Origin of the sequence: Bacillus sp. FSL K6-1218 (assembly GCF_038006445.1) — a bacterium.
GTDB classification, from domain to species: Bacteria; Bacillota; Bacilli; order Bacillales; family Bacillaceae_G; genus Bacillus_A; species Bacillus_A thuringiensis_S.
Genome location: NZ_JBBOVE010000001.1, coordinates 4,423,155 through 4,445,088 on the forward strand (window position 1 = coordinate 4,423,155; position 21,934 = coordinate 4,445,088).

Here is a 21,934-nt window from a genome sequence, read left to right on the forward strand (position 1 = left end):
AGTATTCTACTATTCATTCTTAACAGCCTTTTCATATATTATGCGTTTATTAACAAATCGGAATCTCCTTATAAGAATAATTTCTAAAAATTTCTAAATATTACTTTTTTGCTATAATTAAATTATTGTTAATAAAATAAAGGGGCGATCACAATGACAACCTTACTTAGCAAAGCTAAAAACATATTAGCGACTGACGAAACGATATTATTTTACGCAGCATGTTCATTAGACATATTTATTTATCGTTCCATCGCGAGACCAGGCCTATTGATTTTAACGGACAAAAGGCTATTCTTTTATGGACCAGATGTAAGTAACAATCCAATATTTGAAGAGTACTCTTTCGCAAAAATTTCTAATTTAAAAGAACAAAAGCGTCTTTTCAACAATCAAATTGTATTTATGTATGATAACGAATGGAAAAAAATAAAACATATTCAAACAAATGATGTGAGCTCCCTCGTTCATAAGATACACGAGCAGATTTCTAAATAAATATACGATTAGCCCTCTATTTCTTACATAGAGGGCTTCTATACTTACACATCTTCTTTTTTCAAGAGAGGCCTCACATGAACAATGACGGTGCGAATAACTGCTAAAATGGGAACCGATATTAGTAATCCTACAATCCCAGCTACCTCTCCCCCAACTAGTAAGGCAAGCATAATAATAACGGGATGCATACGAAGTGACTTACCAACGATGTAAGGCGATAAAATGTTACTCTCCACAAATTGCAAAATAGCAATCGTGATCCCCGCCTTAATAAGTAAACTCGTTGATACTGTTGCTGCAATCATTAACGTCGGGATCGCTCCTAAAATAGGACCGAAGTACGGGATTATATCCGTTACCCCAATAATAATGCCAAGCAATAATGGATATTTCATACCGATAAACCAAAAAGAAAGAGCTGATACTCCCCCTAATACTAAACAAACAAATAACTGTCCTCGAATATAACTTCCAAGTGACTTATCAATTTCTTTCGCAAGCATTTGCCCCGTACCTCGCCATTTACTTGGGACTAGTTTCCAAAAGATATGATAAAACTCACCATAATCTTTTAATATGTAAAATACAATGAACGGTATTAAGAAAATAATGAGCAATGAATCGAGTACACCACGAGCTGTACTCATCACTTTATTTAAAAGCGCTTGAATCTTCGTTTCCACACCCACAAAAAGTTGTTTCACCTTTTCATGAATGAACGAAGGGAAATTCGCTGTTTGTTCTGTAACGCCATCCATCCACGAATCGTACATTTTTGTAAACTGCGGAAATTGTTCATTAATCTCTTGTAGCTGTTTAATAACGACTGGCGTTCCTTTATAAATCCCATAACCAATTCCGCCAAAGAAAAGGATATAAATGAGCAAAATGGCAAGTGTACGGGGCATCCCTTCCTTATGGATTTTTTCAATTAAAGGGTGCAATAAATACGCAATAAAACAAGCGATAAGAAATGGCGTGATTGCTACTTTAAATACAAAAATAATCGGTGCCCATAGTGGCTTAATTTTTAAAAAGACGAGCAAACAAAGAAAAACAAGTAACAATAATCCTAAACGATATATCCAAATGATTTTAAGATTCTTCACATGAAAAACCTCCTCCACCTTTATTTTGAAAATAAATGGGGTAGGTTATGTGCGAAACTTTTAAAATCTTTTCATACGGACCATACTGTTTTTTAAAGACGTACATATAAATAACATAATAAGGACAACCACCCCTGAGAATACAGCATGAATTAATATAATCAGGAGGGCTAATTATGGTTTTGTTTATGCTTGGATTATCAACACTTTTTATGATTCTTGAATGGATTTGTATCGGGTTTGGTATTTGGAAGGGGTTCTTTATTCGTTCCTCACGTAAAGAAAAAGCGAAGCAATTATGGCAGTATGGAATACTCGGCGTTGGCTGCTACGGTCTATCTTATCTTTTCTCAGAAATCGGACTTTTTTATTTGCATATGAGCGCATAAAAAAACTCCCTCGTCAATAAGGGAGTTTTTCACTTTATCGAAATGATTATAAGTAAGACTTAATCATCTTACGTGCTTTTTTCATATTGCGTTTTGAAAATACATCTTGCTTACGAGCATATTGATATGCTGCAGCTCCAACACCTAATGCGATTAATGAATTGCGTAGATTCAAAGTAAATCCCCCTTTTCGTTATCCGATCGTTCTTTCATTCTCATCAAATAAATCATCAAGAGAGCTTAATGAACCATCTTCCTCAACTTGATGTGTATGGATTTTCCCCTTTGAAACCGATAATTCGATATAACAATTCCAGCAATAAAATTGGTTGACACCTATTTTTCCAATGTCTTTCCCTTTGCAATTTGGACAAATGAACATATGGCTTTCATCTCCTTACAGACTCCCAGATTCTATTCGCCATTATGTCCAAACTGCATTCGTTTATACATTGCTGGAGCCTTTCAACGCTATGCGTTTGAAAGTTTCACTATATAATTTCACCTTGTTACATGAAATCATACGGTGAAATGTTTTCCACGTCCATTTCTTCGCCATTAACTGTGACCATCTGTACTTCTCCTTGTGATTCCTGCAAGCGACTAGCCAAAGTTGTTTGACGCATTGCATCATCAAGCCGATTTACACCAGATTTGAAAGCTGCTTCCTCCCCGCAAATAATAAGGAACTTCTTACTTCTTGTAATGCCCGTGTAAATTAAATTACGACGTAACATACGGTTGTAACTTTTCACGATCGGCATAATAACAATCGGAAATTCACTACCTTGTGATTTATGAATGGAACAACAATATGCATGCGTAATTTGATTTAAATCGGGCTTTGTATACGTTACCTCAATTCCATCAAATGAAACGATAATCATATCTTGTTGCTCAACGTTTTCTTTCGCATAAAACACCGAAACAATTTCTCCAATATCACCATTAAACACTTGGCTCTCTGGCTGATTAACGAGTTGCAGTACTTTATCGCCTCTTCGGTATACAACATCACCGTAAGCAATTTCTTTACTCTTTTCCCTCTTCGGATTAAATACTTGTTGCAATGCTTCGTTTAATACATTAATACCAGCAGGCCCGCGGTACATCGGTGCTAATACTTGGACATCCCTTGCACTAAATCCTTTTGTTTTAGCATTTTCGCAAACTTTTTTCACAACCTCAACAATTTGAGCCCCTGTACAGCTGATAAATGAACGATCTTTTTTATTTTGTGCTAAATCTGGCGGGAGCGTGCCGTCTTTGATTGCATGGGCAAGTTGAATAACAGATGAGCCTTCTGCTTGACGATAAATTTCAGTAAGCTTCACTGTCGGAACTGCGCCTGCATTTAATAAATCTTTTAATACTTGTCCAGGTCCTACAGATGGCAACTGATCTTCATCACCTACAACGATAACTTGAATGTTCGTCGGTAGCGACTTAAATAGCTGATTTGCAAGCCAAATATCAACCATTGAAAATTCATCAATAATAAGGAGCTTACCTTGGACAGGATCCGTTTCATTACGCTGGAAAGATCCTTCTGGCGTCCAGCCAAGCAAACGGTGAATTGTGCAAGCTGGAAGTCCTGTCGATTCACTCATCCGCTTCGCTGCTCTTCCTGTTGGAGCTGTTAATAGTATTGGAAATGGATTATCATCACTATATTCATTCAGATTTAACGATAATCCGTGCAATGATGCATACATTTCAACAATCCCTTTAATAACAGTTGTTTTCCCCGTTCCTGGTCCACCTGTTAATAACATCATCGGCTTATGAAGTGCCGTTTGAATCGCTTCTTGCTGAAACGGTGCATACTGCACGTTTAGCTGTTCTTCAATTTCACCTAATGTTTTTAACACCTCGGCTTCAGGAAATGAAGGTGTTTCTTCTTGGTTCATAAGCCTGCGAATGGACTTTACAACGCCTTTTTCAGAGTAGAACAACGAGGCCAAATATACTCGTTCTTCTTCTATGATAACTTTCCCTTCACTTTGCATCATTTCAATACAACCTATAATATCTTCCTCTGTCACTCTTCCTTCTTGGTTATTCAAAAGTGACATCGTTTCTCTTACAAGTTGATCCTTCCCCATATAAACGTGGCCAAGTTGTAATGATACATTTTCTAACGTATAAAAACATCCCGCACGTACACGATCATCATGATTACCCGATATCCCTAACGCACGTCCTATATCATCCGCTCTTCCAAATCCAATCCCGTCCACTTCTTCAATAAGCTGATATGGGTTATTACGAATCACTTCTAATGTCATCTCTTTATATTGCTGGTAAATCTTAATAGACAGTTTCGTTCCAAAACCGTAACCATTTAAAAAGCTCATTACTTTCTCTAATCCTTGATGTTCAACAATTGTCTCATATATTTCCTGAGATTTTTGTTTGTTAACAACACCATTTAGCGCCTCAGGGTCATCCATAATTTTAGAAATAGCATGTTCCCCGAGATGGTCCACAATTTTTTCAGCTGTACGCTTTCCTATCCCTTTAAATAAATCACTCGCTAAATATTGCACCATACCTGCTTTTGTTTGCGGCAATTCTTTTTTAAATGTTTCAACCAAATATTGTTTTCCATACTTTGGATGGTCCTTAAAGTGACCTGTCAATGTAAACACTTCATCTTCATGCATGCGGGGAAAATGACCGTTTATCATTACTTTCTTTTCGTCATATGTTTCATTCGTTTCAATGACTTTCATACTGACAACGGAATAGAGGTTTTCTTCGTTGTGGAAAATGGTATGAAGAACTTGCGCTTTTATAAACTTTTTCTCTTCCTCAAACAAATCCATTGCATGTTGATTTCCCATCTTGCCTCTCCTTTCCGATATTTTCACTTTAATGAGCAGTACATCCCCCACCTCTTTAGATGAGAGATAACTACCCATTAACTATATTTTCACCTTATTCAACTTCTTGCTCTAATAAACGAACACCATTACCAGCTAAAAAGTGATCTGGCTGAATTTCAGTTGCTCTCTTAAATAAAGCAAGAGCCTTCTCATTATTTTCCTCAAATACGTACGCAACACCTAAATTGTAATACGCATCTGCATGCTCTTCATCCATTTCTAATACCTTTTCAAAATAAGGTTTCGCCTCTGGAATGTGTTCTAGTCGCGCGAAGCAAAGTCCGCACTGGAATACAGCTTCTACATCGTTTTCATCTAATTCTGTTGCTCTTTGTAAGAATGGTAGTGCAAGACGATCATTTCCAAGCTGTACATGTGTGATACCTAACATAAATGTTACATCAGCTGATTGTAATCCAGCTTGCATTGCTTGTTCAAATACAACTTTCGCCTCAGTAAATTGCTCTTGGCCATAATATACATTTCCTAAACCATAATAGGCAGCTGCAGATTTATCATCTAACTCTAGTGCACGTTTATAAAATAAAATCGCTCGCTCGCTATCACCTAATACGTCTAATAAATTTGCAAAATTAATGTATCCAAGCGCATCTTTCGGATTTTCTTCGATTGCTTCTGTAAAATTTTTAGCTGCTTCTTCCCAATTTCCTTCTTGCATATATTGAATACCTGTTTCAAGTTTGTTTGACATGTCCTTCACCTCTACAACAAATTATAACAAAGAATGTATTTTCCAAGCGAACGAAAATTCGCTTTATGTAAAAGAAACCTCTAACCGCTAATCGGCAGAGGCTTCTCATTTATCCTAAATAATCCAATTTCTTAGCACTACGGTATACTTCATCAATTGTAGCACCGCCTAAGCACTCATCTCCATCATAGAAAACAACTGCTTGTCCTGGTGTAATTGCACGAATTGGCTCATCACAAAGAATACGAACTGTATTTTCATCAACGATTTGAACCGTTACTTTATTATCTTCTTGACGATAACGGAATTTCGCCGTGCACTTAAATTCTGTTTCTTTTGCTTTGTTACTTACCCATCCTACATTGGTAGCAATAACTTCATCACCATATAGAAGTTCGTTATGGAATCCTTGATCAACATATAAAATGTTTTCTTTTAGGTTTTTCCCAACAGCAAACCATGGATCACCGTTACCACCAATTCCAAGTCCATGACGTTGTCCAATTGTATAATACATTAAACCGTCATGCTTCCCTTTCACTTCACCAGATAATGTTTGCATCACACCTGGTTGCGCTGGTAAGTAGTTACTTAAGAAATCTTTAAAGTTACGCTCACCAATGAAGCAAATGCCTGTACTATCTTTTTTCGCCGCTGTCGCTAAGCCAGCTTCTTTCGCCATTTCACGAATTTGCGGTTTCTTTAATTCACCTAACGGGAACATTGTTTTTGATAATTGCTCTTGGCTTAATTGATTTAAGAAGTACGTTTGATCTTTATTGTCATCAACGCCGCGAAGCATTTTATATTCGCCGTCCATATAAGCAACGCGTGCATAATGGCCTGTTGCTACATAATCAGCACCAAGCGCAATTGCATGCTCTAAAAATGCTTTAAATTTAATTTCTTTATTACACATTACATCTGGATTTGGTGTACGACCAGCTCGGTACTCATCCAAGAAGTACGTAAATACTTTATCCCAGTATTGTTTTTCAAAGTTTACTGCATAATACGGAATACCGATTTGGTTACACACTTCAATTACATCATTGTAATCTTCAGTTGCTGTACAGACACCATTCTCATCTGTATCATCCCAGTTTTTCATAAAAATTCCGATTACATCATAACCTTGCTCTTTTAATAAAAGTGCTGCTACAGATGAATCGACGCCACCGGACATACCGATGACAACGCGTGTTTCGTGAGGTAGTTTGTTCATCATGTCACCTCCCATACTAATTTTGTGTTAATCGCTTCACGATTTTCACTGTTTCGTACGCCGCTTTTTCAATTTGCTCTTTCGTATTTCCAAGTCCAAAACTAAAGCGTACGGATGAACGTATTTGATCGGAGTCTTTTCCAAACATCGCTACTAATACATGTGATGGATCAATCGAACCAGCTGTACAAGCAGAACCACTTGATACTGCAATGCCAGCTAGGTCTAAGTTCACAAGGAACGGTTCAATGTTCATTCCTGTAAAACTTACATTGAGCACATGCGGTAAGTGATGTTCTAAGTTTCCGTTTACCTCGAAAGTAATGCCTTCATTTTTGAAGACAGATACCATTATATCTTTAAACTCTTCATATTGGGCATTTTTTTGCTCACGAGTTTTTTCAGCAATAAGAATTGCATGCTGAAGCCCAGCAATACTAGGCACATTTTCCGTACCAGCACGGCGTTTTCTTTCTTGCTCTCCGCCTATTAATAACGGCTCAAATTTCACATTTGCACCAGCGTATAAGAACCCTACACCTTTTGGTCCGTTAATTTTATGGGCTGAAATGGATAATAAATCAATACCAAACTCTTTCACATCAATTTCTACCAAACCGTAAGCTTGTACCGCATCTGTATGGAAATAAGCTTGATGCTCCTTCAGCAGCTTTCCTATTTCCACAATTGGTTGCATTGTCCCTACTTCATTATTCCCAAACATAACAGATACAAGAATCGTCTCTTCGGTTAATGCCTTTTGTATGTCAGAAACTTGAATGCGCCCTGTTTCATCGACAGGTAAATATGTCACTTCAAACCCTTCACGCTCTAACAATTCGCACGTATGCAAAATCGCATGATGTTCAATTTGCGTCGTTATAATGTGGTTACCTTTATGACGGTTCGCACGTGCTACACCTATAAGCGCTAAATTATCAGCTTCTGTACCACCGCTCGTAAATATAATTTCATTCGGATTCGCATGAATACTGCGTGCACACACTCGTCTCGCCTCATCTACTGTGTGACGAGTTTGACGTCCGTAAAAGTGAATACTAGACGGGTTCCCGAATATTTCTGTCATATATGGAATCATCTTTTCGACCACTTCTGGGTGAGTCGGAGATGTCGCAGCATGATCTAAGTAAATGCGTTCCATTAAATCTCCTTCTTTCCAAATCGTTTCACAAGGAATTAAATGTAAAACATATAGCCCCCGTGATTTTCTTCCTCATAACGTACTAAATCTTCTAACGTTGTACTATCTAACACTTCTTGCACCGCATCACGAACACGCATCCATAACTGGCGCTGTGCTGGCTCTTCTTCTTCTATCATTTCTACAACACTAATCGGTCCCTCTAATACACGGATTACATCCCCAGCTGTAATGTTAGCTGGTTGATCAGATAATACATATCCACCATATGCACCTCGCGTACTCTTTACAAGACGAGCGTTACGAAGTGGTGAAATTAATTGCTCTAAGTAATGCTCGGATAAGTCATGCGCCTGCGCAATTGATTTTAATGAAATTGGACCTTCACCAAACTTTTTTGCAAGATCGATCATAATTGTTAAGCCATAGCGGCCCTTTGTTGAAATCTTCATCTATTTTGCACCTCTTTTCAAATTTTCACTTCTATTGGTTATATCTTATTTATAAAAAGAACACAATTTAAAATCCTATGAAATTATAGCATAATATAGTATTATAAGAAATTTCAACTTGTGTATCAAAATGATAACATAAAATCACATTGAAAAACTCGGAAATTATTACAATTGAAAGAAAAATGAAAATATTCACCTTCATTTTTCCCATAAAACAACATCCTATTTCAAACTCCGTAGAAAAAAATGATACGATAGAACGAGATTATATATTAAGGGAGACGGTCTAAATGAAACAACCACTCGCACATCGAATGCGCCCTAAAAATATTCAAGAAATTATTGGGCAACAGCATTTAGTTGGTGAAGGAAAGATTTTATGGCGAATGGTCCAAGCAAATCATTTTCAATCTATGATTTTATACGGTCCTCCAGGTACAGGAAAAACATCCATTGCCAGTGCAATTGCAGGAAGTACCGGTACCCCGTTTCGTCTATTAAACGCTGTTACTCACAATAAAAAAGATATGGAAGTTGTCGTACAAGAAGCGAAGATGCATCGACACCTCGTTTTAATTTTAGATGAAGTTCACCGTCTAGATAAAGCAAAACAAGACTTTCTATTACCTCATTTAGAAAGCGGACTTCTTACTTTAATTGGTGCAACGACAAGTAATCCATTCCATGCAATAAACTCCGCTATTCGAAGCAGATGTCAAATTTTCGAATTACACGCACTAACAGAAGATGATATTTTAATTGGGTTAAAAAGAGCTTTAGAAGATAAAGAAAAAGGCCTTGGAAAATATGCTGTAACGGTAACGGATGAAGCACTACATCACTTTGCAAACGCCTCTGGTGGTGATATGCGTTCCGCTTATAACGCACTTGAGCTTGCTGTATTATCCAGCTTTACTACAGACGATCAAGCGGCTGAAATCACACTCGAGATTGCAGAAGAATGCTTACAAAAGAAGAGCTTCGTTCACGACAAAGGCGGCGATGCTCATTATGACGTATTATCAGCATTTCAAAAATCAGTGCGCGGAAGTGATGTAAATGCAGCGCTCCATTATTTAGCACGCCTTATTGAAGCAGGTGATTTACAAAGTATTGGCAGACGCCTTCTTATTATGGCTTATGAAGATATTGGACTTGCTAGCCCACAAGCTGGACCGCGTACACTAGCTGCAATTGAATCAGCTGAACGAGTCGGATTCCCAGAAGCACGCATCCCACTTGCAAATGCCGTTATCGAGCTATGCTTATCACCAAAATCAAATTCAGCTTATAAAGCACTTGATGCTGCATTACACGATTTACGTAACGGTCAAACAGGTGACATTCCAAGCCATTTAAAAGATAGTCATTACAAAGGCGCAGAATCACTTGGAAGAGGCATTGGATATTTATATCCACACGACCATCCAAACGGCTGGATAAGGCAACAATACTTACCTGATAAAATAAAAAACAAGCAATATTATAAACCGAAAACGACAGGAAAATTTGAGCAAGCACTTTCTACTGTTTATGAAAGATTACAAACTTCGAATAAAACGAAAAATAAAGGGTAACATAAACGAAAACGTCACCATTATGGAGGCTTCGCTTATGAAAACACGTCAAGATGCATGGACAAAAGAAGATGATCTCCTTTTAGCAGAAACTGTTTTACGACATATTCGCAGCGGAAGTACACAAATAAAAGCATTTGATGAAGTCGGCGATGCGTTGAACCGCACTTCAGCAGCTTGTGGCTTTAGATGGAATGCTGAAGTACGAGCGAATTACGAAGATGCAGTGCAGATTGCAAAAAAACAACGTAAAGAATTAAAGCGTTCTGAAGCTAAAATAGAAAAAAATCAGTTCACGAAAACGAAACAACTCGTAATCGATGCTGAGTTTTCAGAAGATATTACGCCAAGTAAACAGGAACTTACAATGCAAAATGTCATCTCATTTTTGCAAAACATGGAACATAATAACCCTTCAATCGAAAAGTTGCAAACTGAAAATGATGTATTACAAGATCAGCTCACTTCCCTACAAAAAACGAATAATGAACTTGAAGCAAAATTAGCGGTACTCACAAAAAAACAACAAGCAATCGAAGAAGATTACGCAATGCTTGTTAGAATTATGGATCGTGCTCGAAAACTTGTTTCAGTCGAAGAGCAAGAAGATCAAATTGCCCCGATTTTCAAAACCGATCAAAACGGGAATTTAGATATTATTTATTCTGCAGAGAATTAAAAACAAGGATGTCACTTTTTTAACTAAGTGACATCCTTGTTTGTTTTCGGTGAACCATATATATCGGTAAATGAAATTATACCAACGATTTTTCGAATATATCTATCACAACTTGCAATATATCAACGATTCGACAAAGGATATCGATTTAACAACAAAGATTGACAATAACATTCCTCCCTGTCATACAAAGAAACGCCCAAAATAGATTGGGTAAATATAATCATTACTTACTAGCCTTGCTCACATTTGAACTAGTAGTAATGCAAATATCTATATTTCTTTAATACATATAAAAAAGCATATATCCAAAATGGATATATGCTTTCACTTTATTCTTGCCCCACACGTTTCACTTCTACGTTTTTAATACGTTCACGTACAACGTGACTTGCCATAATTAAGCCTGCCACAGATGGTACGAATGCATTTGATGAAGGTGGTAATTTCGCTTTACGAATTTTCGCATTTTCGTCTGGTACGATCTCTTTACGTACTTCTTCACGAATTACGATTGGATTTTCGTCAGAGAAGACAACTTTTACACCTTTTTTAATACCCTCTTTACGAAGCTTCGTACGAATTACTTTCGCAATTGGATCTGTATGTGTTTTAGAGATATCCGCAATACGGAAACGAGTTGGGTCCATTTTATTTGCAGCACCCATACAAGAGATAATTTTAATTTTACGACGTAAACATTGTTTAATTAAATGGATTTTGAACGTAATTGTATCAGATGCATCTACTACGAAATCTAAACCGTGTTTAAAGAACTCTTCATATGTTTCATCTGTATAAAACATTTCTAGTCCAATTACTTCACACTCTGGATTAATGTCTGCAATACGCTCTTTCATTAATTCTACTTTTGAACGTCCAACAGTAGATACTAAAGCATGAATTTGACGGTTTACGTTTGTAATATCTACAACATCTTTATCAACTAATACGAGACGCCCTACGCCAGAACGTGCTAACGCTTCTGCCGAAAATGACCCTACGCCGCCAATTCCTAAAATACCAACTGTACTATTTTTTAATATTTCAAGTCCTTCTTTACCGAAGGCTAATTCATTACGTGAAAATTGATGTAACATTCAGCTCTACACTCCTATTACAAAAATGGTCTACCATGTATTCTAGCGTTTTTCCGACTATTTGTATAGAAAAAGTTATAGAATTCCTAAAAATACATATTTCGAAAATGAAAACATAGTGTACACCGGACTAGCATAAGTAACGACGAAATGCGACCTCCATCTGAACCGGACTTTTTTAAACTTCCTCTCAAAAAAAGCCTAGACGGTTATAGTATAACCATCTAGACCCTATTCTTACTTCTCTTCTTTCAAGCTTAATTTTAAGTTCAGTTCTTCAAGTTGCGCTTCTGCAACTGGGCTTGGAGCTTCTGTTAATAAGCAGCTTGCGCTTGCTGTTTTCGGGAATGCAATTGTATCACGAAGGTTCGTACGGCCTGCAAGTAACATAACAAGACGGTCTAAACCTAATGCGATTCCGCCGTGTGGTGGTGTACCGTATTCGAATGCTTCTAATAAGAATCCGAATTGCTCTTGCGCTTCTTCTTGTGAGAATCCAAGTGCTTTGAACATTTTTTCTTGTACGTCACGCTCGTAAATACGAAGTGATCCGCCACCAAGCTCATAACCGTTTAATACAAGGTCATATGCTTGTGCACGCGCTTTTTCTGGTGCTGTTTCTAGTAGCTCAACGTCTTCACGGAATGGCATTGTGAATGGGTGGTGAGCTGCGAAGTAACGATCTGCATCTTCATCGTACTCAAGAAGTGGCCAATCAGTTACCCACAGGAAGTTAAATTTACTTTCGTCAATTAACTCAAGCTCTTTACCTAGACGTAAACGAAGTGCGCCTAAGCTATCTGCAACAACGCTCTTCTTATCTGCTACGAATAGTAATAAGTCACCAGCAGTAGCTTCTAATGTACTCATTAACACGTTTGCATCTTCTTCACCGAAGAATTTCGCAATCGGTCCTTTTAGGCCGTCTTCTTCAACTTTAAGCCAAGCTAGACCTTTTGCACCGTATACTTTCACGAATTCAGTTAATGCATCGATGTCTTTACGAGAGTATTTGCTTGCAGCACCTTTTGCATTAATTGCTTTTACTTGTCCGCCGCTTTCTACAGCACTTGTAAACACTTTAAAGCCACAACCTGCTGCAAACTCAGATAAGTCTGTTAGTTCCATTTCAAAGCGTGTATCTGGCTTATCAGAACCGTAGCGAGCCATTGCATCAGCATATTTCATACGAGGGAATGGTGCACTAACTTCTACACCTTTTGCATCCTTCATAACTTTCGTCATCATACGCTCCATCATATCTAAAATTTCATCTTGTGTTAAGAATGAAGCTTCGATATCGATTTGCGTGAATTCTGGTTGACGGTCCGCACGTAAATCTTCGTCACGGAAACAACGTGCTACTTGATAGTAACGCTCAAATCCGCCGACCATAAGAAGCTGTTTAAATAACTGTGGTGACTGTGGTAATGCATAGAATTCACCATCATGTACACGACTTGGTACTAAATAGTCACGAGCTCCTTCTGGCGTGCTTTTCGTTAAAATTGGTGTTTCGACTTCTAAAAACTCTTCTGTATCTAAGAAATTACGAATTGTTTTTGTTACGTCGTGACGCATTTTGAATGTGTTGAACATTACAGGACGACGTAAGTCTAAATAACGATATTTTAAACGCACATCTTCTGATGCATCTGTATCATCAGCAATGATAATTGGCGTTGTTTTCGCTGCATTTAGTACATTTACTTTTGTTGCTTGTACTTCAATACGACCAGTTGCCATATTGTCATTAATTGCGCCTTCACCACGTTCAACAACTGTACCTTCTACGTGTAATACGTATTCACTACGAATTGTTTCTGCTACTTCTAACGCTTCTTTTGATGTTTCTGGGTTAAATACAACTTGTACGATACCTGTACGGTCACGTAAATCGATAAAGATTAATCCACCTAAGTCACGGCGTTTTTGTACCCAACCTTTTAATTGAACTGTTTGTCCAACAGCTTCTACTGTTACTTTTCCACATGCATGTGTTCTTTCAGCCACTGTAAGTTCCCCCTATATTAATTTCTCTGCTACGTATGAAGCAAATACATCTAACGCTACTTCTTCTTGTTCACCTGTTGCCATATCTTTTAAGTTAATGATGCCTTTATCTAGCTCATCTTCTCCTAATACAGCTACAAATTTCGCCTTTAGACGATCTGCTGATTTAAATTGTGCTTTCATTTTGCGATCTAAATAATCTTTTTCAACTGACAATCCAGCTTTACGAAGATTGAACGCAACTTTTGCAGCATGGTCTTTCGCTTTTTCACCGAGCGCTACAACGTAACAATCAATGCTATGTTCAAGTGGTAATTCAATATTTTCAGCTTTTAGCGCCATAATTAAACGTTCAATACTCATTGCAAAACCGATACCTGGCATTTCTGGTCCACCGATTTCTTGTACAAGTCCGTTATAACGGCCACCACCGCTTAATGTAGTGATCGCACCGAAACCTTCTGCCTCACTCATAATTTCAAAAACAGTGTGTTGATAGTAGTCTAAACCACGTACTAAGTTCGGATCTTTTTCAAATGGAACATCCATCATCGTTAATAGTTCTTGAACTTTATCGTAGTATACTGCTGAATCTTCGTTTAAGTATTCTGTAATAGATGGTGCTGTTCCCATTAATTCATGGTTACGGTCCTTCTTACAATCTAAAATACGAAGAGGGTTCTTTTCTAAACGAGATTGACAGTCAGAACAGAACTCGCCGATACGTGGCTCAAAGTGTGCGATTAACGCATCACGGTGCGCTTGACGGCTCGCTGCATCACCTAAACTGTTTAATACAACTTTAATATTTTTCAAGCCCATGCCGCGGTAAAACTCTACAGCAAGTGCGATTACTTCTGCATCAATTGCAGGATCGTTACTACCGATTGCTTCAATACCAAATTGTACGAATTGACGATAGCGACCTGCTTGTGGTCTTTCGTAACGGAACATTTGACCGATATAGTATAATTTCGTTGGTTGTGTTGCATCACCGAACATTTTGTTTTCAACGTAAGAACGTACAACAGGTGCAGTACCTTCTGGACGTAATGTTAAACTGCGCTCTCCACGATCTTGGAATGAGTACATTTCTTTTTGTACGATATCTGTCGTATCACCAACACCACGTAAAAATAGCTCAGTGTGTTCAAAAATTGGTGTACGAATTTCTTTATAGTTGTAACGACGGCAAATTTCGCGTGCTTGCCCTTCGATATACTGCCATAACTCAACAGTGCCTGGAAGAATATCTTGCGTTCCGCGTGGGATTTGAATAGACATATTCAGTTCCTCCTCAAATTGTTTTAATCTTAATAAAAATAAAAAAACTCCCGCCTCTACTGTTTGAACAGTAGGGACGAGAGTATTATACCCGTGGTGCCACCCTAATTGAAGCACGTATGCTTCCACTTTTTTAATAACGCTTAAATGTGCGTTCATCCCTACTAAGCATATATGCCGTTCAAGTTGAAACCTCTAGAGTGTCATTCAATCAGTCATCATGCAGAAATGTTTTCAGCCTAAGACATTTCTTCTCTTTCCATGTGTGTCTCATTTACTCTTCTCTATCAACGGTTATATTCATATGTAAATATAAAATTACTATACGTTTGTTGAGTAGGATTGTCAAGTACTCTAAGAGCGTTCAATCTGCTTCTTTAGACGCTTTACATCTTGAAGAGAAATCCCAAACTCAGAAGCAAGCTCCATTGAAGTATTGTTTTGCTCTTTTGAAATAAAATCATGAAAATTTACGTTAAACAGTTGATTTGCACCATTTGTAACAGAATGCCCTTTTTCATTCATACGCATACGTATATCCCTCACATTCAATATAGATGTTTTACTTTTTATTGTTCCATATTAATTAGAGAGTTATACATAACTGAAACAGCTATTGATTCCAAATAAACATTAGTATTCGATTTACAACAATAACAATAGCCAGTCCACTTGCTAGCATATGATGCTTCAAATGATATAACGCTGCAACACCTACTCCAAATACGATAATTTCTAATAATACATGTAATATACCTTGTATTTCCCATTCTGCATGTGGAGCTCCAAATAACCCCCAAATGGCAGCAACAACAATCGGAATAATAATAGCAAGTGTAATTTTTATAGCTGTTGTTGTTCCTACTCGAACCCCCCAGTATCCAACAATCCCAAGAATACATAACTCTAGCATAAAACGTAAAGCTATATTAAATTCTTGAAGCATACTACACCTTCTTTTCCTTTTATTCCCCTTCAAATTAATCCTATGATAAATGAACAAAACATACAACAATGTATAAAAAAGAGAGGATTATATAATCCTCTCTTTTTTATCAACACTATTTACTTTCTACAATTAAGGTCACCGGACCATCATTGATTAAAGAAACGTCCATCATTGCTCCGAACTTCCCTGTTTCTACATGCAATCCTTGTTTGCGAACTTCTTCATTAAAGAAATCGTATAAACGCTCTGCATAGTCAGGTTTCGCAGCATCCATAAAGTTTGGACGTCTCCCCTTGCGACAATCTCCGTATAATGTGAATTGCGAAATAGATAGAACTTGTCCTTCTACATCAAGTACAGAATGATTCATCTTTCCGCTCTCATCTTCAAAGATACGTAAGTTTGCAATTTTTTCCGCAATGTAAGTTGCATCTTTTTCTGTATCTTCGTGCGTAATGCCAACTAGTAATGTTAAACCGAACGGAATTTGTCCTACGATCTCACCGTCTACCGTGACAGACGCTTTCTTTGATCGTTGTAAAACAACTCTCATCTTTCTACACTCCCTATTAATGCATCATGCGTCGTACTGCATAAATTTCCGGAACACGTTTAATGCGTTCTACTACTTTTTTCAAATGTTGTAAGTTACGAATTGAGATTGACATATTAATTGTCGCCATCTTATTACGGTCACTTCTACCAGAAACAGCTGAAATGTACGTTTTCGTCTCTGTAACAGCTTGCAGTACTTCATTTAATAAACCACGGCGATCGTAACCTGAAATTTCAATATCAACGTTATACTCAATTTCTTTTTCAGGGCTACCTTCCCACTCTACTTCTAATAATCGTTCTACAGCTTCTTCTGTATGAACATTTACACAATCACGGCGGTGAATCGATACGCCTCGGCCTTTTGTAATATACCCAACGATATCATCGCCCGGAACTGGGTTACAGCATTTCGATAAACGGATTAATAAATTATCAGCACCGCTTACCTTTACACCAGAATCCCATTTTCGAATTTTCATCGGTTTACGAACTTCTTTAACTTCAACAATCTCTTCTTCTTCGCGTTGTTTGCGGAACTTGTCCGTTAGTCGCGTAACAATTTGCGAAGCTGTAATTCCGCTATATCCAACTGCTGCAAACATATCTTCTTCATTTGCAAAGTTAAATTTCTCAGCGACGCGTTTTAAGTTATCAGGCGCTAATACTTCTTTCATCTCATACTCTAGACCACGTACTTCCTTTTCAACAAGTTCACGGCCTTTTTCAATATTTTCGTCTCTACGTTGTTTCTTAAAGAATTGACGAATTTTATTTTTTGCATGAGATGTTTGAGCAAGTTTTACCCAATCTTGACTTGGGCCATACGAATGTTTCGACGTTAAAATTTCAATGATGTCGCCTGTTTTTAATTTATAATCCAGCGTCACCATTTTACCGTTTACTTTTGCACCAATTGTTTTATTCCCAATTTCCGAATGGACACGATACGCGAAATCAATCGGAACCGATCCAAGTGGTAATTCCATTACATCGCCTTTCGGTGTAAAGACGAATACCATGTCAGAGAATAAATCAATTTTTAATGACTCCATAAATTCTTCTGCATTAGAAGCTTCATTTTGCCATTCTAATATTTGACGGAACCATGTGAGTTTCTTCTCTAATGTACCTGTTGTTTCTGCTGTTTTTCCTTCTTTATACGCCCAGTGTGCCGCGATCCCGAATTCTGCAATTTCGTGCATTTCTTTCGTACGAATTTGCACTTCAAGTGGATCACCTTTCGGTCCAATTACGGTCGTATGAAGAGATTGATATAGATTTGCTTTTGGCATTGCAATATAATCTTTAAAACGACCTGGCATCGGCTTCCAGCACGTATGAATAATTCCAAGCACCGCATAACAATCTTTAATACTATTTACAACAACACGTACAGCTAATAAATCGTAAATTTCATTGAACTGCTTATTTTGCAGTGCCATTTTACGATAAATACTGTAAATATGTTTCGGTCTTCCAGAAATCTCAGGTTGAATTGCAACTTCTTTTAATTTCTCACGAATACCAGTCATTACTTCGTCTAAGTATTCTTCACGTTCTGCACGTTTACGCTTCATTAAATTTACAATACGATAATATTGCTGTGGATTTAAATAGCGAAGTGACGTATCCTCTAGCTCCCATTTAATAGTACTAATTCCGAGTCTATGTGCTAAAGGTGCAAAGATTTCTAACGTTTCATTCGCTATGCGACGCTGCTTCTCTTGAGGCAAATGTTTCAATGTACGCATGTTATGAAGACGATCAGCTAGTTTAATTAAAATAACTCGAATATCTTGAGCCATTGCAATAAACATTTTGCGATGGTTTTCTGCTTGTTGTTGTTCGTGAGATTTATATTTGATTTTCCCAAGCTTTGTAACACCATCAACAAGCATAGCAATTTCTTTGTTAAATTCCCGTTCAATATCTTCTAACGTAATCTCTGTATCTTCCACTACATCATGTAAGAAACCTGCTGATACCGTAGCTGGATCCATGTGTAAATCAACTAAAATACCTGCAACTTGAATCGGATGAATAATATACGGTTCACCCGATTTTCTATATTGTTCGCTATGCGCATCACGTGCATATTCATAGGCACGTGCCACTAGCTCAATATCTTCATCCGCTAAATATTGACTTGCTTTCTCGAGTACCTGTTCAGCTGTTAGTACCTGCTCATTTGCCATCGAATCACCTTTTATTGAAAATTGACTTTATCTTTATTTAATAGAATAAATTATATTCTATCATTATAACCCAATGATTGTGAATTGTGAAAAGGAAAAGATTTTACTGACATTTCACCATGATTTTTTGTTCAATTATACAAAAGTACCCGCTCCTCTCCAAGAGATTCACGGGTACTTTTTATCACCGTAGTTTTACCTATATAGTGATTAGTATTTTTCTAATACTAATACATCGTAACCATCTAACATTTTACGACCATCTAAGTAAGTAAGCTCTACTAAGAATGCAATCCCTGCTACAACTCCGCCTAGCTCTTCAACTAACTTAATTGTCGCTTCGATTGTTCCACCTGTAGCTAATAGATCATCTGTAATTAATACGCGTTGACCTGGCTTAATTGCATCTTTATGGATTGTTAAAACATCTTTACCATATTCTTTACCGTAGTCAACTGTAATTACTTCACGTGGTAATTTTCCTAATTTACGAACTGGTGCAAATCCTACTTCTAACGCATAAGAAACTGGGCAACCGATAATGAAACCACGAGCTTCTGGTCCTACTACAACATCGATATCTCTTTCTTTTGCGTACTCAACGATTGCATCTGTTGCTGCTTTGTATGCTTTACCGTCATTCATTAAAGGTGTAATGTCTTTGAACACAATACCTTCTTTCGGATAATCCGGTACAATTGCGATATGTTGCTTGAAATCCATATTTCTGAATCCTCCTCAGATCTAAAAGGTTTGTAAATACAAATCCTTTACCCTAACTGTTCTACTTCTTTATGATTACGAATCGTTTCAAACCATGTATATAGTTGCTGATATGTGCTATAAACCAATTCTTTTTCTAATTGTAAGTGGTTCATTTTCTCACGATATGTGTTCGATTCAATTAAATCACGCTTTTGTTTTTTGTCTGCCATAAAAATGACGCCATCTTTTATTGTAACAAATTCTAACTCAAAAAACACCTGTGTCATGAAATTTACTGTATCTTTTGACCAACCTTTATGACGACATAGTTGTTCTCCATATTGTCTTAAAGAAAATGGTGTTTTTTGGTTTAAGAAAGAATAGTACCATTTAAAGTGTTCTCTCGTAGGAACTGTACTAAATAAATGGTTATTCTCTTGATAAAACAGCGTATAAATTCGCGCTGGGAATCCTACTTTAAATAACTCACGTAATTCATCTGTTCCTTTTGGCAAATCGAGTAACACGATGTATTGATCATCTAAATGCGTTACTTCTGACGCATGCATAAGCTTTTCTTTATAGTCCTCTAAAGAAAATTTATTCAATACCTCTTCAGAAAAATACACCATTGTTATTTTTTCTTTCGGAAGTTCTGCTAAATTTGCTTCTGCATTACGCATACTACGCCAATCAAATAATTGCCACGCCTCTACAGCAATATCTTGTACCATTAGTTGTGGCTTCTTAAAATTATTCCATTCATTGATGGAGGCTTCCCCTATTACAGATACCTTTGCAACTGGAGAGATTTCTTTCGCATATGCACCGAAACCGAATCCAATTGTATCCAGTGTTGCTTGTCCATCACGAAGAGCCATTTTTAAATGAGAACCATCTGATCCGATTGCGCGAATACTTTCTAACTCTGCATCTTTCACTGCAATACGTGGTTTCGGATTTCCAATACCAAACGGTGCTAGTTTTTGCATATCTTCAATTGCCGCTAGCGTTACATCCTCTACTTTGCAAAAAACATCAACTGCTGTAATTGGAATAAAATCTTCTTCTGTTAAAATTGCATCTGCTTGTTCGTTTAAGCGCCGACGTAATTCATCTACATCATTCATATGTAGCGTCATTCCCGCTGCCATCGGATGCCCTCCGAAGTGTGGCAATAACTCTCTACAATCTGATAAGTTTGCAAACAAATCAAATCCTGCAATACTACGCGCTGAGCCTTTTGCTGTTTCTTTTATAGGATCGATGCTTAATACAATCGTCGGACGATAAAAACGTTCAACTAATTTAGAAGCAACAATTCCAATTACCCCTGGGTTCCAGCCTTCTTTTGCAAGTACTAATACTTTGTTTTCTTCTGGTGGGAAGTTATTTTCAACTTCAGCGATAGCCTCTTCTGTAATTTGCTTTACAATATCTTTTCGCAGTTTATTCAGCTCATCAATTTCTTCGGCCAACTCTTTCGCTTCCTCTGGATCATCTGATAGTAAAAGGTGTACAGCCGGCGTAGCATCTTCTAAACGTCCGACCGCATTAATACGCGGTGCAATTGAGAAGCCAATACTCTCTTCTGTAATTTCACTTTGCGAAACGTTAGCAACTTTAAATAGCGCCTTTAGTCCGATATTTTTCGTCATACGCATATGTTTTAAACCGCGTTTCACTAGCAACCTATTTTCACCATGAAGTGATACTAAATCGGCTACTGTACCGATTACTGCAATCTCTAATAAATGTTCTGGTACACGGCCTAATAGTGCATGCGCAACTTTAAACGCAACACCTACACCAGCTAAATAGTGAAACGGATATACGCCACCTTCTAATTTCGGATGTATAATGGCAAGTGCTTCTGGCAATTCTGGCGGTGGCTCATGGTGATCTGTAATAATTAGATCTATTCCAAGCTCCTTCGCTACATTCGCTTCATGTACTGCTGCGATGCCAGTGTCGACAGTAATAATCAGTGAGAAACCTGCGCTATGCGCCCAACGAAACGCTTCTTCGTTCGGTCCATACCCTTCTGTAAAACGATTTGGAATGTAAAATTCTACTTCTGCACCTAATTCTTGAAGAGCAAGATATAAAACCGTCGTACTACTTACTCCGTCCGCATCGTAATCACCAAATATTAATATTTGCTCTCCATTTTGAATCGCCTTATTTACACGTTCTACCGTTCTATCCATTCCTTCTAATAAAAATGGATCATGAAATTCTTGATTTTCTGTATTTAAAAAATCTAAAATCTTATCTTCTGTATCTAGTCCTCTACCGAGGAATAATGAAACGACAAGTGGCGATAACTGTAATTTACTTGCTAATTCACTCACTCGCTCGTCATTATATTCTTTTTCTTTCCAACGCGTCTTCGGTTGTAACACGAAATCACCCCTTAACCTGTTCATTATA

At 37.4% G+C, this 21,934-nt stretch carries 21 protein-coding genes and 1 other annotated feature; of the genes, 4 read left to right on the plus strand and 17 right to left on the minus strand.

The features are described 5' to 3' along the window. The first annotated feature begins 153 nt into the window (after positions 1-153). Positions 154-498, plus strand: a complete 345-nt coding sequence (locus MHI26_RS22585) for a PH domain-containing protein (RefSeq protein ID WP_061666271.1) — start codon at positions 154-156, stop codon at positions 496-498. A gap of 44 nt (positions 499-542) precedes the next feature. Here the strand turns inward: MHI26_RS22585 and MHI26_RS22590 are convergent, their stop codons facing one another. After that, complete coding sequence (locus MHI26_RS22590; RefSeq protein ID WP_000793128.1) at positions 543-1,610, minus strand: AI-2E family transporter; 1,068 nt, start codon at positions 1,608-1,610, stop codon at positions 543-545. Between the two features lie 176 nt (positions 1,611-1,786). On the opposite strand from MHI26_RS22590, the gene MHI26_RS22595 reads away from it, so the two are divergent. Further along, a complete protein-coding gene (locus tag MHI26_RS22595) occupies positions 1,787-1,999 on the plus strand; it encodes a hypothetical protein (protein WP_000242540.1) in 213 nt (70 codons plus the stop codon). Positions 2,000-2,045: 46 nt separating this feature from the next. Here the strand turns inward: MHI26_RS22595 and MHI26_RS22600 are convergent, their stop codons facing one another. The 7 genes from MHI26_RS22600 to cymR all read right to left on the minus strand — a co-directional run bounded on the left by MHI26_RS22600 (position 2,046) and on the right by cymR (position 8,438). After that, the gene (locus MHI26_RS22600) at positions 2,046-2,174 is read right to left on the minus strand and encodes a YrzQ family protein (protein ID WP_001053553.1); all 129 of its coding nucleotides are present in this window, start codon (positions 2,172-2,174) and stop codon (positions 2,046-2,048) included. 18 nt (positions 2,175-2,192) lie between these two features. After that, a complete protein-coding gene (locus MHI26_RS22605; RefSeq protein ID WP_000469281.1) occupies positions 2,193-2,381 on the minus strand; it encodes a hypothetical protein in 189 nt (62 codons plus the stop codon). Positions 2,382-2,508: 127 nt separating this feature from the next. Continuing rightward, positions 2,509-4,845, minus strand: coding sequence for an SF1B family DNA helicase RecD2 (gene recD2 / locus MHI26_RS22610; protein WP_061666270.1), 2,337 nt, complete (start codon positions 4,843-4,845; stop codon positions 2,509-2,511). A gap of 94 nt (positions 4,846-4,939) precedes the next feature. Further along, positions 4,940-5,599 (minus strand): tetratricopeptide repeat protein, encoded by a 660-nt coding sequence (locus MHI26_RS22615; RefSeq protein ID WP_000066410.1) that lies wholly within the window; start codon positions 5,597-5,599, stop codon positions 4,940-4,942. A 109-nt stretch (positions 5,600-5,708) separates the two neighbouring features. After that, entirely contained in the window at positions 5,709-6,824 is a 1,116-nt protein-coding gene (mnmA, locus tag MHI26_RS22620; protein ID WP_001038009.1) for a tRNA 2-thiouridine(34) synthase MnmA, read from the minus strand. Positions 6,825-6,840: 16 nt separating this feature from the next. Beyond that, positions 6,841-7,986, minus strand: a complete 1,146-nt coding sequence (locus MHI26_RS22625; protein ID WP_000439890.1) for a cysteine desulfurase family protein — start codon at positions 7,984-7,986, stop codon at positions 6,841-6,843. Positions 7,987-8,021: 35 nt separating this feature from the next. Further along, positions 8,022-8,438, minus strand: a complete 417-nt coding sequence (gene cymR / locus MHI26_RS22630; RefSeq protein WP_000704116.1) for a cysteine metabolism transcriptional regulator CymR — start codon at positions 8,436-8,438, stop codon at positions 8,022-8,024. Between the two features lie 293 nt (positions 8,439-8,731). Here cymR and MHI26_RS22635 point away from each other — a divergent pair, with 293 nt between their 5' ends. After that, on the plus strand, positions 8,732-10,018 hold the full coding sequence (locus MHI26_RS22635; RefSeq protein WP_061666269.1) for a replication-associated recombination protein A: 1,287 nt from the start codon (positions 8,732-8,734) through the stop codon (positions 10,016-10,018). Positions 10,019-10,055: 37 nt separating this feature from the next. Next, positions 10,056-10,697: an RsfA family transcriptional regulator gene (locus MHI26_RS22640; RefSeq protein ID WP_000857698.1), complete on the plus strand. Its 642-nt coding sequence runs from the start codon at positions 10,056-10,058 to the stop codon at positions 10,695-10,697. Between the two features lie 332 nt (positions 10,698-11,029). Here the strand turns inward: MHI26_RS22640 and MHI26_RS22645 are convergent, their stop codons facing one another. From MHI26_RS22645 to recJ, 9 genes are all read right to left on the minus strand, one after another. Beyond that, complete coding sequence (locus MHI26_RS22645) at positions 11,030-11,797, minus strand: tRNA threonylcarbamoyladenosine dehydratase (RefSeq protein WP_000903182.1); 768 nt, start codon at positions 11,795-11,797, stop codon at positions 11,030-11,032. Between the two features lie 237 nt (positions 11,798-12,034). Then, positions 12,035-13,810: an aspartate--tRNA ligase gene (gene aspS / locus MHI26_RS22650; protein ID WP_000840898.1), complete on the minus strand. Its 1,776-nt coding sequence runs from the start codon at positions 13,808-13,810 to the stop codon at positions 12,035-12,037. 12 nt (positions 13,811-13,822) lie between these two features. Then, complete coding sequence (gene hisS, locus MHI26_RS22655) at positions 13,823-15,094, minus strand: histidine--tRNA ligase (protein ID WP_000027086.1); 1,272 nt, start codon at positions 15,092-15,094, stop codon at positions 13,823-13,825. A 69-nt stretch (positions 15,095-15,163) separates the two neighbouring features. Beyond that, positions 15,164-15,394: a binding site (T-box leader), on the minus strand. 54 nt (positions 15,395-15,448) lie between these two features. Next, positions 15,449-15,625 carry a hypothetical protein gene (locus tag MHI26_RS22660; RefSeq protein WP_001242605.1) on the minus strand — a complete coding sequence of 59 codons (177 nt, stop codon included), beginning with the start codon at positions 15,623-15,625 and terminating at the stop codon, positions 15,449-15,451. An 82-nt stretch (positions 15,626-15,707) separates the two neighbouring features. Beyond that, positions 15,708-16,040, minus strand: a complete 333-nt coding sequence (locus tag MHI26_RS22665; RefSeq protein WP_000938753.1) for a YrdB family protein — start codon at positions 16,038-16,040, stop codon at positions 15,708-15,710. Between the two features lie 115 nt (positions 16,041-16,155). Next, positions 16,156-16,596 (minus strand): D-tyrosyl-tRNA(Tyr) deacylase, encoded by a 441-nt coding sequence (locus MHI26_RS22670; RefSeq protein WP_001266965.1) that lies wholly within the window; start codon positions 16,594-16,596, stop codon positions 16,156-16,158. Positions 16,597-16,612: 16 nt separating this feature from the next. Next, the gene (relA, locus tag MHI26_RS22675; protein ID WP_001262795.1) at positions 16,613-18,796 is read right to left on the minus strand and encodes a GTP diphosphokinase; all 2,184 of its coding nucleotides are present in this window, start codon (positions 18,794-18,796) and stop codon (positions 16,613-16,615) included. Positions 18,797-19,006: 210 nt separating this feature from the next. Further along, on the minus strand, positions 19,007-19,519 hold the full coding sequence (locus MHI26_RS22680; protein WP_000346215.1) for an adenine phosphoribosyltransferase: 513 nt from the start codon (positions 19,517-19,519) through the stop codon (positions 19,007-19,009). A gap of 47 nt (positions 19,520-19,566) precedes the next feature. Beyond that, the gene (gene recJ, locus MHI26_RS22685; protein ID WP_000941235.1) at positions 19,567-21,906 is read right to left on the minus strand and encodes a single-stranded-DNA-specific exonuclease RecJ; all 2,340 of its coding nucleotides are present in this window, start codon (positions 21,904-21,906) and stop codon (positions 19,567-19,569) included. Positions 21,907-21,934: the final 28 nt, after the last annotated feature.

Excerpts from the sequence above, each read along its gene's own strand:
- MHI26_RS22670 (WP_001266965.1), bottom strand. The coding sequence starts at position 16,596 with ATGAGAGTTGTTTTACAACGATCAAAGAAAGCGTCTGTCACGGTAGAC.
- MHI26_RS22605 (WP_000469281.1), bottom strand. The coding sequence starts at position 2,381 with ATGTTCATTTGTCCAAATTGCAAAGGGAAAGACATTGGAAAAATAGGT.
- relA (WP_001262795.1), bottom strand. The coding sequence starts at position 18,796 with ATGGCAAATGAGCAGGTACTAACAGCTGAACAGGTACTCGAGAAAGCA.
- MHI26_RS22615 (WP_000066410.1), bottom strand. The coding sequence starts at position 5,599 with ATGTCAAACAAACTTGAAACAGGTATTCAATATATGCAAGAAGGAAAT.
- MHI26_RS22665 (WP_000938753.1), bottom strand. The coding sequence starts at position 16,040 with ATGCTTCAAGAATTTAATATAGCTTTACGTTTTATGCTAGAGTTATGT.
- recD2 (WP_061666270.1), bottom strand. The coding sequence starts at position 4,845 with ATGGGAAATCAACATGCAATGGATTTGTTTGAGGAAGAGAAAAAGTTT.
- cymR (WP_000704116.1), bottom strand. The coding sequence starts at position 8,438 with ATGAAGATTTCAACAAAGGGCCGCTATGGCTTAACAATTATGATCGAT.
- MHI26_RS22625 (WP_000439890.1), bottom strand. The coding sequence starts at position 7,986 with ATGGAACGCATTTACTTAGATCATGCTGCGACATCTCCGACTCACCCA.
- mnmA (WP_001038009.1), bottom strand. The coding sequence starts at position 6,824 with ATGAACAAACTACCTCACGAAACACGCGTTGTCATCGGTATGTCCGGT.
- MHI26_RS22640 (WP_000857698.1), top strand. The coding sequence starts at position 10,056 with ATGAAAACACGTCAAGATGCATGGACAAAAGAAGATGATCTCCTTTTA.
- MHI26_RS22595 (WP_000242540.1), top strand. The coding sequence starts at position 1,787 with ATGGTTTTGTTTATGCTTGGATTATCAACACTTTTTATGATTCTTGAA.
- hisS (WP_000027086.1), bottom strand. The coding sequence starts at position 15,094 with ATGTCTATTCAAATCCCACGCGGAACGCAAGATATTCTTCCAGGCACT.
- MHI26_RS22660 (WP_001242605.1), bottom strand. The coding sequence starts at position 15,625 with ATGCGTATGAATGAAAAAGGGCATTCTGTTACAAATGGTGCAAATCAA.
- MHI26_RS22645 (WP_000903182.1), bottom strand. The coding sequence starts at position 11,797 with ATGTTACATCAATTTTCACGTAATGAATTAGCCTTCGGTAAAGAAGGA.
- MHI26_RS22680 (WP_000346215.1), bottom strand. The coding sequence starts at position 19,519 with ATGGATTTCAAGCAACATATCGCAATTGTACCGGATTATCCGAAAGAA.
- MHI26_RS22635 (WP_061666269.1), top strand. The coding sequence starts at position 8,732 with ATGAAACAACCACTCGCACATCGAATGCGCCCTAAAAATATTCAAGAA.
- MHI26_RS22585 (WP_061666271.1), top strand. The coding sequence starts at position 154 with ATGACAACCTTACTTAGCAAAGCTAAAAACATATTAGCGACTGACGAA.